Annotated in this window: 21 protein-coding genes; all 21 read right to left on the reverse strand. The window is 50.5% G+C overall.

The window, feature by feature from the left end:
- Positions 1–46 precede the first annotated feature (46 nt).
- The gene (locus C2M36_RS11415) at positions 47–562 is read right to left on the reverse strand and encodes a hypothetical protein (RefSeq protein ID WP_105255008.1); all 516 of its coding nucleotides are present in this window, start codon (positions 560–562) and stop codon (positions 47–49) included.
- On the reverse strand, positions 559–1,743 hold the full coding sequence (locus tag C2M36_RS11420; protein ID WP_105255009.1) for a peptidyl-prolyl cis-trans isomerase: 1,185 nt from the start codon (positions 1,741–1,743) through the stop codon (positions 559–561). The genes C2M36_RS11415 and C2M36_RS11420 overlap by 4 nt, the downstream gene beginning before the upstream one ends.
- On the reverse strand, positions 1,743–2,756 hold the full coding sequence (locus tag C2M36_RS11425) for a phospholipase (RefSeq protein WP_105255010.1): 1,014 nt from the start codon (positions 2,754–2,756) through the stop codon (positions 1,743–1,745). The genes C2M36_RS11420 and C2M36_RS11425 overlap by 1 nt, the downstream gene beginning before the upstream one ends.
- Positions 2,757–2,854: 98 nt before the next feature.
- Positions 2,855–4,411, reverse strand: a complete 1,557-nt coding sequence (locus C2M36_RS11430) for a cryptochrome/photolyase family protein (RefSeq protein WP_105255011.1) — start codon at positions 4,409–4,411, stop codon at positions 2,855–2,857.
- A 13-nt stretch (positions 4,412–4,424) separates the two neighbouring features.
- On the reverse strand, positions 4,425–5,774 hold the full coding sequence (locus C2M36_RS11435) for a DASH family cryptochrome (RefSeq protein ID WP_234399165.1): 1,350 nt from the start codon (positions 5,772–5,774) through the stop codon (positions 4,425–4,427).
- Between the two features lie 44 nt (positions 5,775–5,818).
- Positions 5,819–6,991: a type III PLP-dependent enzyme gene (locus C2M36_RS11440; protein ID WP_105255012.1), complete on the reverse strand. Its 1,173-nt coding sequence runs from the start codon at positions 6,989–6,991 to the stop codon at positions 5,819–5,821.
- Positions 6,992–7,148: 157 nt separating this feature from the next.
- On the reverse strand, positions 7,149–8,123 hold the full coding sequence (locus tag C2M36_RS11445) for a DUF4382 domain-containing protein (protein ID WP_105255013.1): 975 nt from the start codon (positions 8,121–8,123) through the stop codon (positions 7,149–7,151).
- A gap of 61 nt (positions 8,124–8,184) precedes the next feature.
- Entirely contained in the window at positions 8,185–8,778 is a 594-nt protein-coding gene (locus C2M36_RS11450; protein ID WP_105255014.1) for a hypothetical protein, read from the reverse strand.
- Positions 8,779–8,993: 215 nt separating this feature from the next.
- Entirely contained in the window at positions 8,994–9,962 is a 969-nt protein-coding gene (lipA, locus tag C2M36_RS11455; RefSeq protein WP_105255015.1) for a lipoyl synthase, read from the reverse strand.
- Positions 9,962–10,651, reverse strand: coding sequence for a lipoyl(octanoyl) transferase LipB (lipB, locus tag C2M36_RS11460; RefSeq protein WP_105255016.1), 690 nt, complete (start codon positions 10,649–10,651; stop codon positions 9,962–9,964). Before lipB ends, lipA begins: the two co-directional genes overlap by 1 nt.
- On the reverse strand, positions 10,632–10,910 hold the full coding sequence (ybeD, locus tag C2M36_RS11465) for a DUF493 family protein YbeD (RefSeq protein WP_105190444.1): 279 nt from the start codon (positions 10,908–10,910) through the stop codon (positions 10,632–10,634). The genes lipB and ybeD overlap by 20 nt, the downstream gene beginning before the upstream one ends.
- A 154-nt stretch (positions 10,911–11,064) precedes the next feature.
- Positions 11,065–12,228 (reverse strand): serine hydrolase, encoded by a 1,164-nt coding sequence (locus C2M36_RS11470; RefSeq protein WP_105255017.1) that lies wholly within the window; start codon positions 12,226–12,228, stop codon positions 11,065–11,067.
- Positions 12,229–12,276: 48 nt separating this feature from the next.
- Positions 12,277–13,068, reverse strand: a complete 792-nt coding sequence (locus tag C2M36_RS11475) for a septal ring lytic transglycosylase RlpA family protein (protein WP_105255018.1) — start codon at positions 13,066–13,068, stop codon at positions 12,277–12,279.
- Entirely contained in the window at positions 13,068–14,171 is a 1,104-nt protein-coding gene (gene rodA, locus C2M36_RS11480; RefSeq protein ID WP_105255019.1) for a rod shape-determining protein RodA, read from the reverse strand. Before rodA ends, C2M36_RS11475 begins: the two co-directional genes overlap by 1 nt.
- The gene (gene mrdA / locus C2M36_RS11485) at positions 14,168–16,051 is read right to left on the reverse strand and encodes a penicillin-binding protein 2 (RefSeq protein WP_105255020.1); all 1,884 of its coding nucleotides are present in this window, start codon (positions 16,049–16,051) and stop codon (positions 14,168–14,170) included. Before mrdA ends, rodA begins: the two co-directional genes overlap by 4 nt.
- Before the next feature lie 9 nt (positions 16,052–16,060).
- On the reverse strand, positions 16,061–16,531 hold the full coding sequence (gene rlmH / locus C2M36_RS11490) for a 23S rRNA (pseudouridine(1915)-N(3))-methyltransferase RlmH (protein WP_105200671.1): 471 nt from the start codon (positions 16,529–16,531) through the stop codon (positions 16,061–16,063).
- A 3-nt stretch (positions 16,532–16,534) separates the two neighbouring features.
- Positions 16,535–16,852: a ribosome silencing factor gene (rsfS, locus tag C2M36_RS11495; protein ID WP_105255021.1), complete on the reverse strand. Its 318-nt coding sequence runs from the start codon at positions 16,850–16,852 to the stop codon at positions 16,535–16,537.
- A gap of 51 nt (positions 16,853–16,903) precedes the next feature.
- Positions 16,904–17,548, reverse strand: a complete 645-nt coding sequence (nadD, locus tag C2M36_RS11500) for a nicotinate-nucleotide adenylyltransferase (protein WP_105255022.1) — start codon at positions 17,546–17,548, stop codon at positions 16,904–16,906.
- A gap of 2 nt (positions 17,549–17,550) precedes the next feature.
- Positions 17,551–18,585: a DNA polymerase III subunit delta gene (holA, locus tag C2M36_RS11505; RefSeq protein ID WP_105255023.1), complete on the reverse strand. Its 1,035-nt coding sequence runs from the start codon at positions 18,583–18,585 to the stop codon at positions 17,551–17,553.
- Positions 18,585–19,079: an LPS-assembly lipoprotein LptE gene (locus tag C2M36_RS11510; RefSeq protein ID WP_105255024.1), complete on the reverse strand. Its 495-nt coding sequence runs from the start codon at positions 19,077–19,079 to the stop codon at positions 18,585–18,587. Before C2M36_RS11510 ends, holA begins: the two co-directional genes overlap by 1 nt.
- A gap of 1 nt (position 19,080) precedes the next feature.
- The gene (gene leuS / locus C2M36_RS11515; protein WP_105255025.1) at positions 19,081–21,663 is read right to left on the reverse strand and encodes a leucine--tRNA ligase; all 2,583 of its coding nucleotides are present in this window, start codon (positions 21,661–21,663) and stop codon (positions 19,081–19,083) included.
- Between the last annotated feature and the right edge of the window lie 55 nt (positions 21,664–21,718).

Genomic DNA, 21,718 nt, shown 5'->3' on the forward strand with positions numbered 1-21,718 from the left:
AGTATCAAGCTCATTGACTCCCCACGTCTCTTGGGGAGTCTGATATTTACCTAGCGGTGGCCAGCTCTGCTTCGAGTTGTTGCTGCATCTGCTCTAAGGCATCTATCTTATTGCGTGCAAACTCAAGTTGCTCCGCGCTTATGCCTTCGCGCTCACCTCGTGCCAACAGGCTTTTTAACCCCGCGACCTTGTCCTGAGCAGCGTTTACATAAGCTCGTTTGAGGGCAAGCTGCTGTGCGCCCTGGTATTGCTGATAGGCTTGATGATCGTCGAGATCCCCTTGATAACCCGGTGTTTGCGTATTGTTTTTTGCAATTGGCGGCAGGTACTCGGGCGCCGAGTATTGAGCACTAACCGCTTCTACTTTGTTATCTGGAAGTGTCGTGCTCGGCTCTGCAGGTACCATTGTCTTAGTGGGAGCCAAAGGTTTGCCTTTGGGTGTTTCGGATGGCGAACCAATAGCGGTTTTAACCTGGGGATCAGGCATCTGGTGCTCTGGGTAAAGGCAATAGAGTGCGATAGTCGCGGCGATTAATAGGGTGCCAAATAAGGTTTTCTTCATTCTTGTAACCCCAGATCTTTACGCCAGGCTAGGTATTGTCGCCGGTAGTTAGCCTGTGCTTGCTCCTTGGCGATGGCATTCATCGCTTGATAGCGCACGGTTTGTGACTGCGCTGGATAAAGGCCATATTCCTTATCCTGACAGTGAATAACCAGCCAGCGGCCTTTTGGTGTGCGTACCGGGCGAGAGATTGTCTGTGCCGGTAAGGTAAAAGCCAGTTGATAGGCAAACCCCTTAGCCTTGTCATCACGGCTAAGCTCGCCCTGGTGTTGGGTAAATATATCTTCATGCGTAGCCAAGGCCGCGGCAAATCCCACTTTCATGGCTTGCTCGTAGAATGCATGCGCCGCTTGTGCATCCTTAAAACGCACGCCTTGCGCGCTAACGCGCTCAATGTAGCGAAAGCTCTGTTGATGGCGCTCATAGTAGCGGGCGATTTGTGTATCACTGATTTCACCTTTAAGGCGCTCAAGCTCGGGGCTTTGCCCATGCAAGGTCTGTTGGACGCCAAGCTGGCCCAGTATGCTGGGTCGTAAAATATCCGCTAAGGCCATCTCTTCGAGTCGTGACAGCGTCAGTTGCTGCTGCTTCAACTTGGCCGCAAGCTGCTTGCTTGCCTCTCGGTACTTATGCCAGCGCGTTAGTTCGGCGATGAAGACGTCTAGGTCAGCGCGATGCAGGCGAAATTTAATTTGCATCGACATACTTTGATAAAAATCACCTAAGTTAAGCGCTGGCCAAGGGCCGTTTTCCGGCAGCAGTTCGACGCTGTTTAGCTGTGCAAGTCTGTCGGTGCTTAGCCGGCCATCGCTTGGGTAGCTGCCAAGGGTTTGGCTTAGCCACTGGGCTGTCCAAAAAGGAGTTTGCGGCAGTGCCGGCAGGGTGCTGGGGTCAAGCCAAGCATGCACTTGCCAGGCGTTTAGCAGGTAGCGGCGGACATGGTACTGATTATCAAACCCCACCTCGGCCTGGCGTAACAGGAGGTGAGGAAAGGTGTGCTGCGCCTGCACTAACAAAAACGCATTCTCAATAAGGCGTTCCCTGCTTTGCGCGGCTAACTCCAGGCTTTGTTGCTGGTAAAGCGTGCGCATAAAGGAGACTTCCTGAGGCGTGGGCAGTTGTGCATAAGCCCAAGAAGATAGGCCAAAAAGGCCTATCAAAATAATGGCTCGCAGTCGCATTAATGCTGCTCCATCGCGTGATTTAGCAGGTGCACCACCATGGCGATGGCATGGGGGATCACCATACGGCCAATTTGTACACGATCATAATGATCTTCAGAATTCAGCACTATGCCGCCCTGGGCATAGCTGAATGCCCCGCCTTGGGTTAGCAGTGGGCGGATGTCCTGACTTTGCGGGTCAAGGGCTGCGAATGAGGCCATGGCGTTGGAGACCAAAGTAAAGTCATTAAGCTGCTCTTGATCATAGTAGTCATTGACCCAGCTTTCCCAACTTGAGTGATTGAGGGCCGAGGTGGTCCAGGTATGATGCGGTTGCAGTAGATCTGTGGTGTGAAATACAAACCCTAATACTTGAGGGTTACCGCTTTGCAGGTAGCTTTGATACCAGTACTGACCCAAGTTATCTATGGGCTGGAAGGGCATTTCCTCAAAGTCATCATACATGCTGTAGCTGGAGTAGCTATCGATGCGATAGTGTGCTTCGGTGATCCCATAGGTGTTGTACTGGCTGCTGTCGCCAAACCAGCCGCTAGCGCCGCCCTGACCGTCATCCAGGTAGTCGCCCTGCAACCAGGTGGCCGCCATATTGTCGATGTCGCCCCATACGGTGAGCTTTTCATAGTTATAGCCACCAAAGTCATTACCGTGCACATCCGCACCCTGGGTGTGGTTTTGGAAGTGCCAATAACTGGTGTATTTTACGATGCTCTCGGCGACTCCCCAGGCTGGAGCCTGAACACACGAGCCCGACATGGCACCGCAAAAAAAGGTGTCTTCGAAATCATCCACATCGTATGCCGCCTGGCCCAGCAGCTCGGCCAGGGCGGCCACCGACATATTGTGCTGTTGTGCGTATTGTTGCAATTTTGCATAGGCGGTGCTGTTTTGGTTTTGTTGCATATAGGCAATGGCATCAAGCACGATGCGCTTATGGGTTTGCTGACTAAATGCTTGGGCATCGGTGGTAATAGCGGCGATGAATAGGGCGCCGAAAATAAGGGGCTGCTTCATTTTGTTTCCATTTTAGTGTTAAAACAGCCTGTATTTAAATGGGGGCGCCTTACAATCTGGTTACTAAATTGTTAATTTTTAGTTCCTGTTTTGTGTCTTTATAAATCATCGGCGTTGTCTAGGCACCACTGGGCTCTATCAAGCACAGCCTGACGGGCTTCATCACTTTGCTTATCCCAGTTTCGATAAATCATGCCAATGCGGTGGTTATTGCCAAAACGTGCTCTGTGCCGGTGTAAAAAGTGCCAATAGAGACTATTGAGGGGGCAGGCGAGGTCGCTAGTTTTTTCCTTGACCTTATAGTGGCAGCCTTGGCAGTAATCGCTCATCTTATTGACGTAGTTGCCGCCGGCGCAGTAGGGCTTGGTGGCAATAATGCCGCCATCGGCGAACTGACTCATCCCCCGGGTATTGGGCATTTCCACCCATTCAATGGCATCGACATAAATACCCAGGTACCAGGCATCCACCTGGTCCGGTTCAACGCCCAGCAGCAAGCAAAAGTTGCCGGTGATCATCAGGCGTTGGATATGATGCGCATACCCATAGTCCAGGCTTTGGCCAATGGCGTGTTGCAGGCAGTTCATTTTTGTTTTGCCGCTCCAGAAAAATTCCGGCAGCGCTTGGTGCGCCTCGAGGGCATTACTGTGTGCGTACTTGGGCATATTGAGCCAATAGACGCCTCTGACATATTCACGCCAGCCTAAAATTTGCCTGACGAAGCCTTCAACTTGCGCAAGGGTGATCCTTCCTTCAGATTCATGATATGCCTCTATTGCTGCGTTGATGACTTGCAGTGGGTGGAGGATTTTTGCGTTGAGCGCAAACGACAGGCGGCTATGGTACAAGGACCATTTAGCGTCGCTGTGGCAGGTCATGGCGTCCTGAAAGGTGCCAAACAGAGGCAGCAGATGATTACAAAAATGCTCAAGCAACTGCAGTGCTTGTTTGCGTGTCACCGGCCACAGCAGCCTGGGCCCGCCTTTGCCTATAGTTTTTATTTTATGGCGAGCAATGCGCTCGGTAATTGCCTTAACGTCGTTATCAAAGCACAAGGGAGGGGGAAGCTGTTTAATGTCCTCGGCCTTGAGCTTGTTACGGTTCTCTTTGTCGAAGTTCCATTGGCCGCCAAGGGGTTTACCCTGGTCCATCAAGATATCGAAGCGCCTGCGCATCTTGCGATAGAATTGCTCCATGGTGTGATGGGTATCCGCCTGGAAATAGTCGCCTAATTCTTCAAATCCGAGCATAAAATGCTCACTGTCATAGCGCCTTATCTCAACGCCACTTAATGTCAGCTGCTCCAGTTGCCGGCGTAGCCGATATTCATCCGGGAGCTGATAGCTAAAACAGTCGGCTTGATGCTCGGTGACACAGTGGGCAATTAAATCATTGAGCTCTGCAAACTCTTGGGTGTCGTCCAGGGTAAGGTGTAAAACCTGATGCCCCGCCTGGCTAAGGGCAGACGCAAACCGTTCCATCGCAGCAAAAAAGCACATGATCTTTTGAATATGATGCTTGGTGTAGTGCATTTCTTGATGCAGCTCAGCAATGATGTAAAGCACATCATCTCGCTTGGTTTTAAACCAAGAATGATTGGCATTGAGTTGGTCTCCTAAAATCAGGCGAACTTCTTTGTAATGCTTATTGTTCATACTGTCTCTGATATTATTTCTGTGGCCATCCGTTGTGATCCCGCTCCTGTGCTTGCACAGCCACTCCACCGTAATGCTTGATAAACCGGCCGTCGGGGTCGAATAACTCGGTTTGTTTGGCAATGTTGAAATGCCGTCCTCCGCGGGGAGCGGCACCGACCCCGGCTATGTACTGCCAGTTGCCATAATTGCTGGCAACATCGTAATCAATTAAGTGATGCTCGAAGTAGGCCGCGCCATAGCGCCAATCAAGTTCCAATTCATTGACAAAACAACTGGCGACGATTTGCCTGCCTCTGTTGGACATCCATCCACTGGTATTGAGTTGATGCATGAGCGCATTGACCAGCTCAAACTCGGTATTGCCATGACACCAGGCCTGATAACGTTCCGGGTAAAAGCTGGTTTTTGGGGCCGTGTGGCTCATGCCTTTAAATACAAATAGCGAGCGGCCTTGCTTTAGAGCCAGCCATTGAAAATACTCTCGCCACAAGAGTTCGAAGTAGATCCAGTAAGTCGATTCATTGGCGCCGCAGCGCTGCTCATAAGCAAGTAGGGCGCTATAGACCTGGCGAGCGCTAAGAGAGCCATTGGCCAGCCAGGGAGAGAGCCCGGTTGAGAACTTGTCGCCATGCAAAGCGTTGCGGGTTTGCTTATAAGAGCTGGCCGCTCGCGTGTGGAAATAGTCATTCAGTGCCTGGGGAGCGCTGTTATTAAACCAAGGCTCTACAAGTTCTTCACGTGAAGGCTCAAGGGGACTGGTCGGTAAATCGCAATGCATTGGTTTAGGTAAGGCGATGGGTTTTTGCAAAGTGGGTTCGATTGCCACCGAGTTTTCGGTTTTCTTGCGAAATTGGCTAAATGTCGCCGGTATATCAGACACAGTAAAAGGTAACTGCTCGGCGCTGAACAAGGTATGGTTATGGGCGTGCCAGAAGGTGAGGTGCTCCATGCGTTGCTTGAGTGTGCACACCCTGTTTATTTCCTCCCAGCCGTGCTGGAAAGCAATGCCGATATCCGTAACTCCCTGCGTTTTTATCAGTTGGGTGAGTTGTTCAAGGCGTTCGATGTGATAAAGGGAGTGGTCGTATGCCGCTAGCTGCTTGGCTAGGTTGGCGAGTGTCGCCTGAGTGAAGATACGCACGGGCTTGGAGTAGTGCTGGTGTGGATAGGCGCCGTGTGCAGATGGAATGAACGTTCTCAGTGGGCAGTAAACAAAAAGAATCTGTCCGCAACGCGCACTCATTAGTCGCAACAGGGCATTATCTTCTACTCTGAGGTCATTGCTAAAGAGATAAAGGCCGATTCGCATACCGATCACAAACAAGGAATTGGAGTCGATAGATACGTATGCGAATAGCATGTGGATCTCTGCCGATGCCTCGGCAGAGATTTAATGAGTCGGGATTAACCGACCTGGGCAACCATAAGTGAGGGCTGCAAGCTGATCAGGGTCGCCTTGGCGAAGAAGTTAAACTCGGTGCTGGTGGTCCAGGTATAGGCACCCATGTTTTCGGTAAACACCAAATCCCCATCCGCTAAGGCCGGCATTAAACAGTTATCGCTGATCACATCGATGCTGTCACAGGTCGGCCCGGTTAAAACACAGGGTTGCACATCTTCGTGTGCCAGGCTGTAAAAGCGCTGCTCGGGCTCACCATAAACTCGGCCACTAAAGGCGCCGTAGACACCATCGTTCATGTAGTACCAGGTAGTGCCACCACGCTGACTTTGGCCCATGACGCTCATTACATGGGTCATAGCCGAAGCGACGATAAAGCGTCCAGGCTCGGCGATAAATTGCACCGTGTCTGGCCAGTTTGCCAGCGCATCACGAATTGGCGCGCAATACTCCTTGATATCGATGGGCTGTCCCGAGTAGCTTACGGGGAAACCACCGCCAATATCCAAGGTATTCATGGCCCCTAGGCCTTCGGCAACAGCAGCTTCAAATACTTTTTTGCACTGTTCAATAGCATGAACATACTTGCCAGCATCCATGGTTTGCGAGCCAACATGAAACGACAAACCGCGCACCCGAATTCCCAACTCTTTTGCTCGGGTCAGAAGTGGCAATGCAGCTTCGACCGTGACCCCGAATTTCTTCGACAAGTCGGCGGCCGCGTCTTTATTAGGGAAGCTTAGGCGCAGCAAAAGTTCGACTTGGTCGCGATAGGGCACAAACTTATGCAGCTCATTTTCACTGTCGAACACGAAAGTCGTGCAGCCAAAGTGAAGGGCATGCTCTATGTCACTGATGCGTTTGATCGGATGCGTGTGTATTACCTGTTTAGGTGATACGCCGGCCTGAGCTACCAGGTCCACTTCGCCATTGGTGGCCAAATCAAAACAGCCTCCAAGCTCATTTAATGTGTGTACCACATCAACATGAGGTAAGGGCTTAAGGGCGTAATGTAAAGCTACATTGGGTAACGCACTGGCCAGCTGCAAATAGTTTTCACGCACCTGGTTTAGGTCAAGTACCAGTAACGGGGTGCCGTGCTGCTTAGCAAGCGCAGCGCATAAGGAAAGGTGCTCGTTGTTTGTAGCAAAAGGCTGAGCAAGGGTAGAAACCGACATCATAACTCCAAAAGTTAATTTGGATAGTTACTCTTTCGCCTTGGCAAGAAATGCTGTACTAGGATTGGCTATCTAATAAAAAGTGGCGCAATAATAGCCAAATTATTGCGCCACGCAAGCTAAATTTTAAAAAAATTTATCGCTTTATTTCAGCTGCTTATTCAGCGATATCAAAAGTAACGTTGGCGTCTTCACCCGCTACTACAGTGACGTCCTGAATAGAGTACAGAGTAACCTCTTCATTTAGTACTTCTGCGTCATCAAGGTGTGCCGCACAGGTGTAAGCAAGCTTGTAGTTGCCCGCTGCAACGAAGCCGATCTCGAACTCGTTCATACCGGTTTCTTCGTTCATTACCACGCTAGCCGTAGCAATCGGCGCGTCGGCAGGTGAGGTTTCACCGTCTACGTAAAGGTCTTTAGGCTCAACAACGTCACCGCTGTACAGGTAAACCGCATGACCAAAGGTACCAGTTTCTGGAGCAAGAGCGATGTTGTCAGCCTCACAGGTCTCCATCATGGCGCTTGATACTGTGCCTTCAATGTCTTCAACTTCGGCAAGGTTTTCAAGACGGATACCGGTAGGCTTAAGGTTCACAACTTCGCTGTTGCTAGGATCAACCAGTGATTTTTTCAGGTCGAACTCAAGAACAAATTGGTTTTCGCCTACCGCTAGGGTGAAGTCGTTGATTTGGATCTCGCCGATACCGTCGCTGTTTTTACGGTTAACGACTAAAGGAGCCACGGTATCATCGTTATAAACGATGTGAGAAGTCATTTCGATATTGGCTTCATCACCGTTAATGATGTTGGCACGTAGCCACGCGTATTCACCCGGTGCTACAACTTCATCGTTGATAAGACCGAATACATCGCTACCTGTGAACTCCAACAGGTTAACCATTACCGGCTCACCATCTGCAGTGCGGGTTTCGAACGTTGGGCGCTCGCCGTCTGCGGCGTTGATAATGATGCTATCGAAAGCAACCCATACTTCTTTTGCATTACTGACCGGCGCATCCGATACACCTAGGGTAAACTGAGCCGTCATTGGCTCATTGTTATCATCACTTGAACCACCACAACCTGTTAGTAAGGTAGCTGAGATGGCCGTTGCTAGTAATAGTTTGTTCATAGTTATTGATTCCCTTTGTTTGCAGTATCTTCGAGCTTAACAAACTTGCCTGAACAGACATTTAACAAGCATTGGTCAATGATTGATAAATATGCTGAAAATGCCGTTTGTGCTGCTCAAAAAGGTACTGTCTCAGTTCTCTTTTATTCTCATTGGCGACAAAAGTGACGGCAACAAAGTTATCTTGCTGCCGGGTCTTTTTAAGCTTTATCGGTAGAGCATCATACTGAGGCAAAATAAGCTTCGCCATCGCACTTTGAGGTGGATTTTCAAGGGAAGTGATGTCTATTACGGCACCGGTTGAGGATAAAGAGCGTACCGGCCAAAGCTGGCCTTTTTGGTCTTTCAGGGTAATGTCGCTGGGGTTATCGAAGCGCCAACTGCGGTGGATCCCCTGAGCTTCAAAGATCTCTGGGGCACCGAGCTGTGGCTGAATGTCGTTATTCTCGGTGAGGTTGAGACTAAGGGGAAACCAAAGCTCAAAATGACCGACTTCTGCGAGCATATACAAGCCCGGGTTATCAAATAAGGGCGCGACATAGTCGGGGAGCGTGGAGCGCAAAGACAGGCCAGCCCCGCCTAGGTTGTCATTATCTAATGGCTTCTCACTGAACAACTGTTGAAAGAAGGCCACTTCTTGATCCGTAAACTCCATGGATTTTCCTCTGCGCACCGATTACGACTGTTAACAAAAAGATGCAAATGCTGGCGCAATGTAGCAAAATAGTACCAATGTTTAAAGATTAAACAAGCATATAGCCGCACTAAAGTGCGCGGTTGAAATAAGTGTAGGGGGTCGTAGGGATTGTGACAACTGTGTGTCTATAATAGGCACGGCACTTGCATTGCACAAGGCCGTGCTGCAATGGATTACTTAACTTCTTTACCCGCCGCTTGCTGGTCGGCATGGTAGCTGGAGCGTACGAAAGGTCCGCAGGCAGCATGAGAAAAGCCAATCTCGTCGGCATATTCTTTCAGGGCATCGAACTCTTCGGGTGGCACATAGCGCTTAACCGCAAGGTGGTGCTTCGAAGGCTGCAGATACTGACCCACGGTCAACATGTCGACATTGTGCTCACGTAAATCGCGTAACACTTCTTCGATTTCACTCATTTCTTCGCCCAAGCCCACCATTAGGCCTGACTTAGTGCGCACTTCTGGGTGAGCTGCTTTAAAGCGACGTAGTAGCTCCAAAGACCATTTATAATCGGCCCCCGGACGCGCGAGTTTATACAAACGCGGTGCGGTTTCCAGGTTGTGGTTAAATACGTCCGGTGGTGTTTCGCTTAGAATTTCAAGCGCACGTTCCATGCGGCCACGAAAGTCCGGCACCAGGATCTCAATGGTAATGCCTGGATTGTGTTTACGAATTTCACGAATACAGTCGGCAAAGTGCTGTGCACCACCGTCACGCAAGTCATCGCGGTCAACCGAGGTGATCACCACATAGCTTAACTTCATGTCTTTAATGGTGAGCGCCAGTTTTTCTGGCTCTGCGGCATCGGGCTTGAGTGGACGACCGTGCGCCACATCGCAAAACGGGCAACGGCGGGTACAAATTGCACCCAAGATCATAAAGGTCGCCGTACCATGGTTAAAACACTCGGATAGGTTAGGGCAGCTCGCCTCTTCACACACCGAATGCAGGCCATGTTTACGCATAGCTTGTTTAATGCCATCAATGCGTTCGTTTGACTTAGGCAAACGGATTTTCAGCCATTGTGGCTTGCGCAGCATTTCTTCTTTTTCCGTCGGCAAAACCTTTACCGGGATCAATGCCATTTTTTCCGCGTCACGAAGCTTTACGCCTGGCTCCATACGTACAGATGATTTTGTCATTATTTCGCTAAACCTTGTTGGTACTCAACCTCTGCCGGGTTGAGTCGTTTAATTAATTGCTGCACCAGCCCTTGTCCGGCGCTCTCTACGCTTTGTGGACCGCCTAAGTCTTTACATTGCACCATTTGCAGGCCGGCGTAACCACAGGGGTTAATGCGCAGAAACGGGCCTAAATCCATATCGACATTTAAGGCGAGACCGTGGAAGGAACAGCCGCGGCGTACGCGCAGGCCTAACGAGGCAACTTTTGCTTCATTCACGTAGACACCCGGGGCATCTTTTTTGGCATAGGCTTCGACGCCATATTCTTTCAGGCTATCGATAATGCTTTCTTCCAGCCAGGTTACCAGCTCACGAACGCCAATTTTTAGACGACGTAAGTTAAACAGGACATAGAGCATTTGTTGACCTGGGCCGTGATAGGTTACCTGACCACCGCGGTCGACCTGAACCACAGGAATATCACCTGGCATCAGCAGGTGTTCTTCTTTACCGGCCTGACCTTGGGTAAAAACGGGATCGTGTTCGACCAGCCAAATTTCATCGGCGCTTTGCTCATCGCGCTGGTCGGTATAGTCCTGCATGGCATGCCAAATGGGCATGTATTCCTGGCGTCCTAGCTGGCGAACAATTAGATTACTCACTATCTGGGTGTCCTCGGTAGTGCCATTAGAGCACGTAGCGGACATGCTCAAGGCTGCCCAGCTCAGTGTAGATAATTTCGATATGTTCTTTCGATGTTACGGTTGCAATCAAGGTGACCGACTCGTAGTTACCCTTGCTACTAGGCTTGGTTCTTGGTGCGTAGTCGCCCGGAGCATGTTCTTGCATAACTGTAAGTACTTGCTCAGTTAATTCTACGTTAGCAAGGCCCATTACCTTAAAGGTAAATGGACAAGGAAACTCTAGAAATTCATCAAACTTGGTGTTTTTAACCGGCTTGACCATAATGCTTGACCCTCATTAACAACACAGGACGCAGACAAACTAATGGGTTCATTAGTTCTTAATGGGGCATATTCTAGCATTTTTTAGCGCAAAAAAAACGCCCCTCAATAGGGGCGCTTATTCTGGATTAGGCCAGCTGTAAGTATATTTCTACTTACTCAATGATTTGCAAGCGTAAGTAATCGTAGATCTTGCTGAAAAAACCACCTTCTTCAACGCTTTCCAGCGTTACCAGTGGGTAGCTGGCAATGTCTTCACCGGCCAGCTGCAGGTATAAGGTACCTACCTTAGTGCCTTTAGCCAGAGGCGCTTCCAATGTGCTATCTAGCTCAAAATTCGCTTCCAGGTTCTTTTGCTGACCACGAGGGATGGTGATCGGCGTATCTTCTAAAATACCCAGAGAAACCATTTCCTTATCGCCCATCCAAATACGCTGGTCGGCAAATTTATCACCGGCTTGGTACGGAGTAATGGTTTCAAAAAAGCGGAAGCCATAGTTAAGTAGTTTTTTGCTTTCTACCTTACGGGCACGCTCTGAGCTGGTACCCATGACCACGGCGATTAAGCGCATATCGCCCTTGGTTGCAGAAGACACCAGGCTGTATCCGGCATCATCGGTGTGACCGGTTTTAATACCGTCAACGTCCAGGCCCTGATCCCAAAGCAAGCTGTTACGGTTGAACTGCTTGATGCCGTTATAGGTAAAGTCTTTTTCTTTATAGAGTGCGTATTCTTCAGGTACGTCACGAATCAACGCGGCACCTAAGGTCGCCATATCGCGCGGTGTGGTGTAATGCTCGTTGGTATCTAGGCCGTGGCTGTTAATAAAGTGACTGTTGCTCATGCCCAGCTTCTGCGCGTGCGCATTCATTAAATCGGCAAACGCCGATTCGCTGCCGGCAATGTGCTCGGCCATGGCCACACAGGCATCGTTACCCGATTGGATAATGATACCGCGGTTTAGGTCTTCAACGCTGACCTGTTTACCCACCTCGATAAACATTTTCGATGATTCGGGGAAGTTCTTCGCCCAGGCATTTTCACTCACCGTCACCATGTCGGTGGGGGCGATGTTACCCGCAGCGATTTCTGTACCAATCACATAGCTGGTCATCATTTTGGTTAAACTGGCCGGTGCCAGTTTGGTATCGGCTTCGCCCTCGGCGATCACCTTGCCCGTGGTGAAGTCCACCAGGAAATAACCCTTGGCATTAACCTCAGGAGGGGCGGGAATAATTTGGGCATTAGCAGTAAAAACGGCGCTAGCACATAGCAGTCCACTTAAGCCTTTTAGAAGAGAGTGTTTAATTGATTTCATTATGCTTGTTTAATCTGTTTTGGGTGAAAATGCGATTAGGGTGTTATCTTAAAGGGCTTGGTCGTCATAAAGCAAGAAAGCTTGGGCAAACCGACTGCTTTTTAATTGCTCTAATAACGTTTTAGCCTGTTGCTCGTCGCTTATAGGACCTAAGCGGAGGCGAAAAATTCCATCTTTTTGCTGTTTTATATGGGTCGGCACCTGATAATCCTGCTCTAGCTGTAGTGCCAGCGCCTGAATATTTGCCAATTTTGACCCGGCAGCAACCTGTATGTATTTAGTGCGAGGCTTAGCGTCGGCTAGGGTAACGGCTTCGAGCTTAACCTTGGCTGTACCCTTTAAATGATAACCTAGTTTATACGCGGCAGCGTAGGATAAATCTATGATGCGGTCTGCGTGGAAGGGGCCGCGATCGTTAACCCGCACCACCACGCTTTGGCCGTTGTCGACATTAGTGACGCGCACAAAGCTGGGTAAGGGCAGGGTTTTATGGGCTGCGGTCATGGCAAACATATCGTACACCTCGCCGTTGGAAGTGTGATAGCCGTGAAACTTGCGTCCGTACCAGGAGGCGATACCAGTTTGGGTGAAGCCGGTTTCATCAAAAATGGGCACATACTGCTTGCCTCTGACCTGATAGGGACGATTTGCCGCAGCACTTTTTGCTTCATCGGTCACCACCGCATCTTGTAGTTCCATATCGGTGGGGTGGCGCAGAGGCGCGGCATCATGCTCCATCTGGTAGCGACCCGCCTGGCCATTGCCTGGGGTTCCTTTGGGTGAACTACAGGCGGTAACAATAAGACTGATTAAAACGATAAAAAGCGCGCGCAAGGCCATTATTTATTTAACATCCGTTTTTCGGTGGCGATACTCATTATGATGCCAAAGCCTGCGAGCAGTGTCACCATAGATGTGCCCCCGTAGCTGATCAATGGCAGGGGAACACCCACCACGGGCAATAAGCCAGATACCATGCCGATATTCACAAAGACATAGACGAAGAAGGTCAGGGTGAGGGCGCCGGCCAATAACTTTCCGAAAGCTTCTTGAGCATTTACAGCGATATAGAGACCGCGAGCGATAATAAAGAGGTAGACACCGAGCAGGAATAACACCCCAATCAGGCCAAATTCTTCGCTCAGCACCGAGAAAATAAAGTCGGTGTGGCGCTCGGGTAAGAACTCCAACTGTGACTGCGTACCCTGCAACCAGCCCTTGCCTTCAATGCCACCGGAACCGATGGCGATTTTCGATTGAATAATATGGTAACCGGAGCCTAAGGGGTCGCTTTCCGGATTGAGGAAGGTAAGCACCCGCTGTTTTTGATAGGCGTGCATGCCGTAGTGCCAAAACAGTGGCGCACCGGCACCCACCAATACGGCTAATGAGCCGATCAGGCGCCAACTGACGCCGGCTAAAAACAGCACAAAGATGCCTGAGCTGGCGATCAGAATCGAGGTCCCTAAATCCGGTTGCTCCTTGATAAGCAAGGTGGGCACCATAACAATCACTAAGCCGATAAAGAGGTTGCTTAATTTCGGTGGTAAATGGTTGCGGCCTATATACCAGGCAACACACATGGGCACGGCTAACTTCATGATTTCCGAGGGTTGAAAGCGAATGCCTATGTTAAGCCAGCGTTGCGCGCCTTTGGAGCTGACCCCGACAAAGAGCACGGCAACCAACATTAACGTGCCCACCAGATACACAGGGATCACCACTCGTTTGAGGGTGCTCGGCGAGACCTGGGCACAGAGCAACATAGCAATAATGGCGCCACCCATGCGCGTACTGTGGCGCATCATCATACCCGTATCCTGGCCACTGGCGCTGTAAACTATGGCCAGACTGCCAATCATCATGGCCAGCAGTGCTAAAAAGAGTGGCAGGTCAATATGCACACGTTGCCAAATTGACACCTTGCTGGTTACCGGAGTCATGACTGCGGCTCCTTCTTACCTTGGCTAATGGGGTTAGCGAGGAAATAATAATCCATTACCTGGCGGGCAATAGGTGCCGCAACCGAGGCGCCGCCACCGGTGTTTTCAACGATAATGGTGACTACAATTTGTGGGTCGTTAAAAGGGGCAAAACCCACATAAATGGCGTTATCGCGATGACGCTCTTTGAGTTTATCGGCCTCGTAGCGTTCACCCTGGGCAATGCTGACCACCTGTGCCGTCCCCGTTTTACCTGCCGGATCGTAGGTGGCTCCTTTAAAAGCCTTGTGCGCGGTACCGCTGACCTTGGTCACGGTGTTGTGCATGGCATCTAGGGCGATTTGCCAATGTCTTGGGTTGTTTAATACTACTGGTGGCTTTTCATCACTGTTGACGTCTTCCACTTCCTCATCACGGCGTAACTGCTGTACCAGGTGCGGTGGATGGTGTTTGCCCTTATTAACCAGGATATTGATGGAGTTGGCGATTTGAATCGGCGTTGCAGTCCAATAGCCCTGACCTATACCCACGGAAATGGTGTCGCCGCGCCACCAGGGCTCGCGGAAACGTCCTTCTTTCCACTCCCGCGAAGGTAAAATGGCGGTGGTTTCTTCTTTGATATCTATGCCGGAGAGATCGCCAAAACCAAACTGAGCCATGAAATCACTGATCTTAGTGATGCCGGCGCGGTAGGCGATATCGTAAAAATAGGTGTCGCAGGACTGTTCAATGGCCTTGTACACATCCACGTGGCCATGTCCCCAGCGGCGCCAGTCACGCCATTTATGTTCAACATTGGGAATTTGGAAAAAACCCGGGTCGAACATCTTGGTTTGCTCGGTAACCAGACCCTCTTCCAAGCCGAAAATCGCCATATGCGGTTTGATGGTCGAGGCCGGGGCGTAACGCCCTTGCGTGGTTCGGTTGATAAGCGGTCTGTCTGGATTCAACAAGGCCTTGTAGTCCGCTGAGCTGATGCCGTGGACAAACAGGTTGGGGTCATAGCTGGGGTTGGAATACAGGGCAAGGATGCCACCGGTTTTGGCATCAAGGGCGATAACCGCGCCGCGTTTATCCTCTAAACTTAATTGTGCGATTTGCTGCAGGCCAATGTCCAAAGTAAGCACCAGGTCTTTACCCGGCACCGGTGCGGTCTCCTCCAGACTGCGCAGCACTCGGCCACGGTTATTGATCTCCACCGATTGCGAGCCCACTTCGCCATGCAATTCGGTTTCATAAAACTTTTCTAAGCCCAATTTACCGAAATCCCGCGTGGCCCGGTAGTTGGTTGCCAGATCCTCTGCCTCAAGCTGAGCCAGCTCCTTTTTATTAAGCTTGGCCACATAACCCAAGGCATGAGTCAGGGTATCGCCATAGGGATAGTAACGTGCCAGACGGGCCTCTATACTAAAGCCTGGGAACTTATGCTGATTAACGGAAAACAGCGCCACTTCCTTTTCATCCAGACGACTTTTAAGCACCTGACTCTTAAAGCGGCGGTTATGACGGATGTCGTCTAAAAACTCTTCCTTTTGTTGCTCACTGATGTCGATCAGTTTGCCAATGTCACTGAGTGCGGCGTCAAGGTCGTCTACTTCCTCGGGGATCACCTCAAGGTTATAGACGGGTTTGTTTTCCGCCAACAGATTGCCGTTACGATCATAAATAAGACCGCGGTTGGGCGCGATGGGGATCACCTTAATGCGGTTATCGTTCGAGCGAGTTTGATAGCTCTTGTGAGCAACTATCTGTAAATTATAAAGATTTGAAATAAGTACCGCGACCAGGAGCAACACAAAAACAAAGGCGGTAAAGGCCCGCCGCGCAAACAAATTGGCCTCGGCAGAATGGTCGCGGATCGGAGTGCGTTTGCGCAGCATGGGTTCTTATTATTCTCGGTGATAAGGGTGGTTGTTGTTTAAGCTCCAGCCTCGGTACAGGCTTTCAGCTACAATAATGCGGACCAAGGGGTGTGGCAAGGTCAAATTCGATAATGACCATTTTTGTTCCGAGCGGGCGATACATTCGGGCGCCAAACCTTCCGGGCCACCAATCAATAAACTGACATCACGGCCATCAAGTTGCCACTTTTCCATGGCTTTGGCCAATTGATGGGTGTCCATGGCCTTTCCCGTCACTTCTAGAGTGACGATGCGATTGCCTTTGGGAATGGCGGCCAGGGTACGTTCGCCTTCTTGCTGCAAGATGCGTTTGATATCGGCATTCTTGCCGCGCTTACCGGCGGGGATCTCTACCAGCTCTAAAGCCATGTCCTTAGGAAAGCGGCGCTGATATTCGCTAAAGCCCGCTTCAACCCAAGCGGGCATCTTGGTGCCCACGGCGACCAATTGGATTTTCACCGCTTAACCCCAGAGCTTTTCTAACTGATAGAAGTCACGGGTTTCGTCTTGCATAACATGGACGATCACATCGCCAAGGTCAACCAAGACCCACTCACCAACGTCTTGACCTTCTTGGCCGATCACGTCGAGGTTGTGGTCTTTGGCTTCTTTGGCAAGATGGTGAGCGATAGATTGTACCTGGCGTTTGGAGTTACCAGAGCACACCACCATGTAGTCGGTAATGTCTGAGCTCTCGCGTACGTCTAAGGTGATCACGTCGCGGGCTTTCATGTCATCAATTTTGTCTAATGCAAAGTCAAGGAGTTCGTTGGTTTGCAAAATACACTCTCTGTTTAATCAAATTCATTTAAGCGGGTGATAGTACCATTTTTAACTGGCCATATACAGGTGCTTATCGCGTATATACTGACTCACCGCCGCGGGTATTAAATCTTCACATGGCTCTCCGCGCTGCAAGCGCTCGCGCACCAAGGTAGAGGATACCGCCCGTTGCGGCCCGGCTAAAAAGTACACCAGTCCCGCTTGTTTAGACTCCAGTCCAGCCCCTTGGTTGCATTGGTGCTGGTTTAAATAGGCCTGCAATTGAGGCGAGGGAGAGAGGCGCTCGTCCGGGCGCTGATACACTACCAAGTGACATAACTCGAGAATATCGCGCCATTGATACCAGGAATCAAAGCCGTTAAATGAGTCCATGCCCAATAAAAACAGGATTGGCTCCTGCTGACGACCGCTGGCATCAAGCTCGCTGCGCAATTCCTGCAGGCTTAGCAAGGAATAAGAGGGGCCGCTGCGGTGTAACTCGCGCTCATCTATGGCAAAGCGGGGCTCGGCGGCGGTGGCGAGCTTCAGCATCGCCAGCTTATCGGCATTGTCGATGCCGCTTGCCTGTTTATGCGCAGGAACCCGATTGGGCATAAAAAATAAGGTGTCGCCGCCAAAATGCTCTAGGCATTGTTCGGCCATATTCAGATGGGCAAAATGCACCGGATCAAAGGTGCCGCCAAATAACAACATGCTTACTCCACAAAGCTAGGTGCGGCAAAAGGCAGTGAACGGCAAAAGCTGACGCTAATATGGGCCAACATGGGATAGGGAGAGCCTAGCTTGCCACTTTTGTAGGCGCTATCGAAATCGGCCAGTAAGTCCAGCAATTCGCTGAGGTGTTCGCTGCGCAGGCGTTGCAAGGCCTGGCTGTACATACCTTGCTGGTTTTTCCAAATGGCCAGCTGTTTGCAGGCGCTGTTAAAGTCTTGCCCGCTTTGTTGCAAGCTCAGCAGCTTTTGTAATTGCTGCGCTTCCTTAGTCAGGGCCCAAGCGATGGCAGTGGGTTCGGTATTGTCGTTTTGCAACCGGGTTAATACCTGGATGGCCTTAGTGCTGTCACCCAGCAAGATGGCATTGGCTAAATCAAAGATATCGAACTTATTTTGATTCAGTAAGGTTCCCAGCAGGGTGTGACCATTAATGGCGCGCTGCCCATAGAGCAGGGAGAGTTTTTCCAGCTCCTGATAGCAGGCCAGCAGGTTGCCTTCTGTGGTGTCGAGCAATACCTGCTTGGCATCGCCTTCGAGATTTAACTGCAGACGGCGGCAATGGCCGTCGAGCCAGCGTCGCAGATGGTTGCCGGTCAAGGGGTAGCAGGGAATAAAGAGGCCCTGTTGATCTAGGGCCTTAAACCAGGCGCTGCGCTGGATTTCCTGCGAGGCCTTCATGCCGTGCAGGACAATAACGCAATCCGGGTTAGGGGATTGCACATAGCTTTTGAGGTGCTCGGCTCCGGTTTTCCCCGGCTTTTGCCCCGCCATATCCACTTCAATTAGGGTGCGGGCGCTAAAGAGCGACATACTTTGATAATGACCGTCTAGCTCTTGCCAATCGAATTGCGCTCCGGCGCTCAGCTTAATGACTTCATCGAAGCCCTGTTGCTTAGCACTGTGGCGAATTTGCTGCACGCATTCACTAACCTGAAAGGGTTCTTCACCGAAGACCATATAAAATGGTGCTAACCCTTTTTGTAGCTGTTGCGGCAGTTGATTAGCGTAAACGCGCATTAGAGTTGAGCCAGCTCACGTACGATGCGACGACTGGCCTGCTTGCGCAGTTCGCCAAGCAAAATGGTCATCTCATTGGCCTTGGCCAAAGCATTATCTGGGTCGTCCTGATAATTGCGATAGAGCTCAAAGAATTGCTCAATCGGCTCGGCATTGGCGCGCTCAAGGCGATAGGAGACCGAATAAATCAGTTCATATTCTGCCACCTGACCGTTTTTAAACAGCGACAGTACGCGTCTATCGAGTGTGTCTGCTTTGAGGGTGAGCGTCGGCGAGTCGACGCTGAGGTTTTGATTTACCTGAACGTTACCGCGCTCAAGCTCCTGCAAGACTTCGGCGTACAGGGCCGAATTAGGGTCCTGTGCCGTGACTTCCAGGGTCATCAGATCCTCGGGTAGGTCTGAAGCTCGTTTTAGATGAAAGCCGCAGCCGCTTAGCATAAGCACTAAGCAGCCGAGCATCATCAAGTTGAGCAAACGCGATGGGGCGAACATCTTAGTTCGCCACCACGTTAAGCACTTTACCTTTGATATAAATCACTTTGCGCACTGTGAGGCCTTCGGTGAATTTCTGCACATTGGCATCGGCAAAGGCGGCTTGTTCTACCGCTTCTTGATCGGCATCCGCCGCAAGCGTCAGTTTCGCACGTACCTTACCATTGATCTGAACAACAACCAGTTTTTCACTCTCAACCATAGCCGCTTCATCGGCAATCGGCCAGCTTGCGTCAAGAACGTCGCCTTCTTTGCCCAGGTCTTGCCATAGCTGGTGCGAAAGGTGCGGGGTGATAGGTGCAAGCATGATCAACATGGCTTCAAGTGCTTCATTAGCAACAGCTATGTCGCCTTCGCTCTCAAGTGGCGCCTTGATCAGCTTATTCGATAGCTCCATCACGGCGGCAATGGCGGTGTTGAAGGTTTGACGACGTTCCAGATCATCGGTGATCTTGGCAATGGCCTTGTGTAGTTCACGACGCAATTCTTTTTGCTCTTTCGACAGTGAAGCAACATCTAACGCCACAAAGCCGGCATTTTTCACATCAACAGCGTACTTGTAAACACGCTTGATAAAGCGGTGTGCACCTTCAACGCCCGAATCTGACCATTCAAGCGTTTGCTCTGGTGGCGCAGTGAACATCATAAACAGGCGTACTGTATCGGCACCGTATTGGTCGATTACTTGTTGAGGGTCGATACCGTTGTTTTTCGACTTCGACATCTTACTCATACCGGCGCTTTCTACCGGCTGGCCGTCGTCTTTGTGCCACGCCTTGATAATGCGACCTTTGTCGTCTTTTTCGGTTTCGACGTCAGTAGGTGAAATCCAGATATCGCCGCCTTTTTCATCCTTACGGAAGTAGGTTTCAGCAAGTACCATGCCTTGGCAAAGCAGGCGCTCGAATGGCTCATCTGAGTTAACTAGGCCGAAGTCACGTAATAGCTTGTGGAAGAAGCGCGCATACAACAAGTGCAAAATAGCGTGTTCAATACCACCGATATACTGGTTTACCGGTAGCCAGTAGTTTGCCGCACCCGGCTCAAGCATGCCTTCATCGTAGCGTGGGCTACAGTAACGGGCATAGTACCAAGACGACTCCATAAAGGTGTCGAAAGTGTCGGTTTCGTGGAATACGGTTTCGCCGTTGATGGTTGCTTTGGCCCATTCGGGATCGGATTTGATCGGCGAAGTTACACCGTCCATAACCACGTCTTCAGGCAGACGTACCGGTAGCATGTCCTCAGGTGCAGCCAGCTCAGAACCATCTTCTTTGTTCAGCATAGGGATAGGTGAACCCCAGTAACGCTGACGGCTCACACCCCAATCGCGCAGGCGGAAGTTTACCTTGCGCTCACCCACGCCAAGCTCGGTGAGCTTGTCGGCGATAGCATTAAAGGCGCCATCGAAATCAAGGCCGTCAAATTCGCCTGAATTAACCAGCGTGCCTTTTTCCGTGTAGGCGGCTTTTGAAAGGTCACACTCATCGCCTTCGTTTGCTGCGATAACCTGTTTGATATCAAGCCCGTAAGCCGTTGCAAATTCAAAGTCGCGCTGATCGTGTGCCGGTACGGCCATCACCGCGCCTGAACCGTAATCCATCAATACGAAGTTGGCGATCCAAATAGGGACTTCTTCGCCTGTAAGCGGGTGCACAGCTGTTAAACCAGTGGCAATACCCTTTTTCTCCATGGTGGCAACATCGGCTTCGGCCACCTTGGTGTTTTTGCATTCTTCAACGAAGGCGGCTACCTCGGCATTGACTGCCGCTGCTTCCTGGGCAATCGGGTGCGCTGCGGCCACGGCCACATAGCTCACGCCCATAAAGGTATCCGGACGGGTAGTGTAAACGCTGAATTCACCTTTGCCATCGGCACGTTTAAAGGTGATATCCACGCCTTCAGAGCGGCCAATCCAGTTACGCTGCATGGTGCGTACTTGCTCAGGCCAGTGCTCTAGCTTGTCTAAGTCATCCAGCAACTCTTGTGCATAATCGGTGATTTTAATAAACCACTGCGGAATTTCTTTTTGTTCAACTACGGCACCTGAACGCCAGCCTTTACCGTCGATAACCTGCTCATTGGCAAGTACGGTTTGGTCCACTGGGTCCCAGTTAACCGTTGACATCTTCTTGTATACCAAGCCTTTTTCATAAAGCTTAGTGAAGAACCACTGTTCCCACTTGTAGTATCCAGGGTGACAGGTGGCGATTTCGCGGTCCCAGTCATAACCGAAGCCAAGTAGTTTTAGCTGGTTACGCATGTAATCGATATTTTGATAGGTCCAGTTAGCTGGCGCCGTGTTGTTTTTAATCGCGGCGTTTTCAGCGGGTAGACCAAAAGCATCCCAACCCATAGGCTGCATGACGTTTTTACCTTGCAGGCGCTGGAAGCGAGAAACTACGTCACCAATGGTGTAGTTACGCACATGACCCATGTGCAGTCGACCACTGGGGTAGGGGAACATGGAGAGACAGTAAAACTTCTCTTTTGAGTCGTCTTCTGTGACCTTAAATACCTTGTTTTCTTCCCAGTATGACTGGGCTTTCGCTTCAATTTCCTGCGGGTTATATTGCTCTTGCATCTACTCTTCCAGACTTCTTGCAAAATGATGACAAATTTGCCCGATAGCATACCCC

Source organism: Pseudoalteromonas sp. T1lg75 (assembly GCF_002964705.1).
GTDB lineage: Bacteria > Pseudomonadota > Gammaproteobacteria > Enterobacterales > Alteromonadaceae > Pseudoalteromonas.

Excerpts from the sequence above, each read along its gene's own strand:
- C2M36_RS11470 (WP_105255017.1), bottom strand. The coding sequence starts at position 12,228 with ATGAAATCAATTAAACACTCTCTTCTAAAAGGCTTAAGTGGACTGCTA.
- C2M36_RS11415 (WP_105255008.1), bottom strand. The coding sequence starts at position 562 with ATGAAGAAAACCTTATTTGGCACCCTATTAATCGCCGCGACTATCGCA.
- leuS (WP_105255025.1), bottom strand. The coding sequence starts at position 21,663 with ATGCAAGAGCAATATAACCCGCAGGAAATTGAAGCGAAAGCCCAGTCA.
- C2M36_RS11420 (WP_105255009.1), bottom strand. The coding sequence starts at position 1,743 with ATGCGACTGCGAGCCATTATTTTGATAGGCCTTTTTGGCCTATCTTCT.
- lipA (WP_105255015.1), bottom strand. The coding sequence starts at position 9,962 with ATGACAAAATCATCTGTACGTATGGAGCCAGGCGTAAAGCTTCGTGAC.
- C2M36_RS11510 (WP_105255024.1), bottom strand. The coding sequence starts at position 19,079 with ATGTTCGCCCCATCGCGTTTGCTCAACTTGATGATGCTCGGCTGCTTA.
- C2M36_RS11435 (WP_234399165.1), bottom strand. The coding sequence starts at position 5,774 with ATGCTATTCGCATACGTATCTATCGACTCCAATTCCTTGTTTGTGATC.
- rodA (WP_105255019.1), bottom strand. The coding sequence starts at position 14,171 with ATGACTCCGGTAACCAGCAAGGTGTCAATTTGGCAACGTGTGCATATT.
- mrdA (WP_105255020.1), bottom strand. The coding sequence starts at position 16,051 with ATGCTGCGCAAACGCACTCCGATCCGCGACCATTCTGCCGAGGCCAAT.
- C2M36_RS11450 (WP_105255014.1), bottom strand. The coding sequence starts at position 8,778 with ATGGAGTTTACGGATCAAGAAGTGGCCTTCTTTCAACAGTTGTTCAGT.
- C2M36_RS11445 (WP_105255013.1), bottom strand. The coding sequence starts at position 8,123 with ATGAACAAACTATTACTAGCAACGGCCATCTCAGCTACCTTACTAACA.
- C2M36_RS11425 (WP_105255010.1), bottom strand. The coding sequence starts at position 2,756 with ATGAAGCAGCCCCTTATTTTCGGCGCCCTATTCATCGCCGCTATTACC.
- nadD (WP_105255022.1), bottom strand. The coding sequence starts at position 17,548 with ATGTTGTTATTTGGCGGCACCTTTGATCCGGTGCATTTTGCCCATCTG.
- holA (WP_105255023.1), bottom strand. The coding sequence starts at position 18,585 with ATGCGCGTTTACGCTAATCAACTGCCGCAACAGCTACAAAAAGGGTTA.
- lipB (WP_105255016.1), bottom strand. The coding sequence starts at position 10,651 with ATGTCCGCTACGTGCTCTAATGGCACTACCGAGGACACCCAGATAGTG.
- C2M36_RS11475 (WP_105255018.1), bottom strand. The coding sequence starts at position 13,068 with ATGGCCTTGCGCGCGCTTTTTATCGTTTTAATCAGTCTTATTGTTACC.
- ybeD (WP_105190444.1), bottom strand. The coding sequence starts at position 10,910 with ATGGTCAAGCCGGTTAAAAACACCAAGTTTGATGAATTTCTAGAGTTT.
- C2M36_RS11440 (WP_105255012.1), bottom strand. The coding sequence starts at position 6,991 with ATGTCGGTTTCTACCCTTGCTCAGCCTTTTGCTACAAACAACGAGCAC.
- C2M36_RS11430 (WP_105255011.1), bottom strand. The coding sequence starts at position 4,411 with ATGAACAATAAGCATTACAAAGAAGTTCGCCTGATTTTAGGAGACCAA.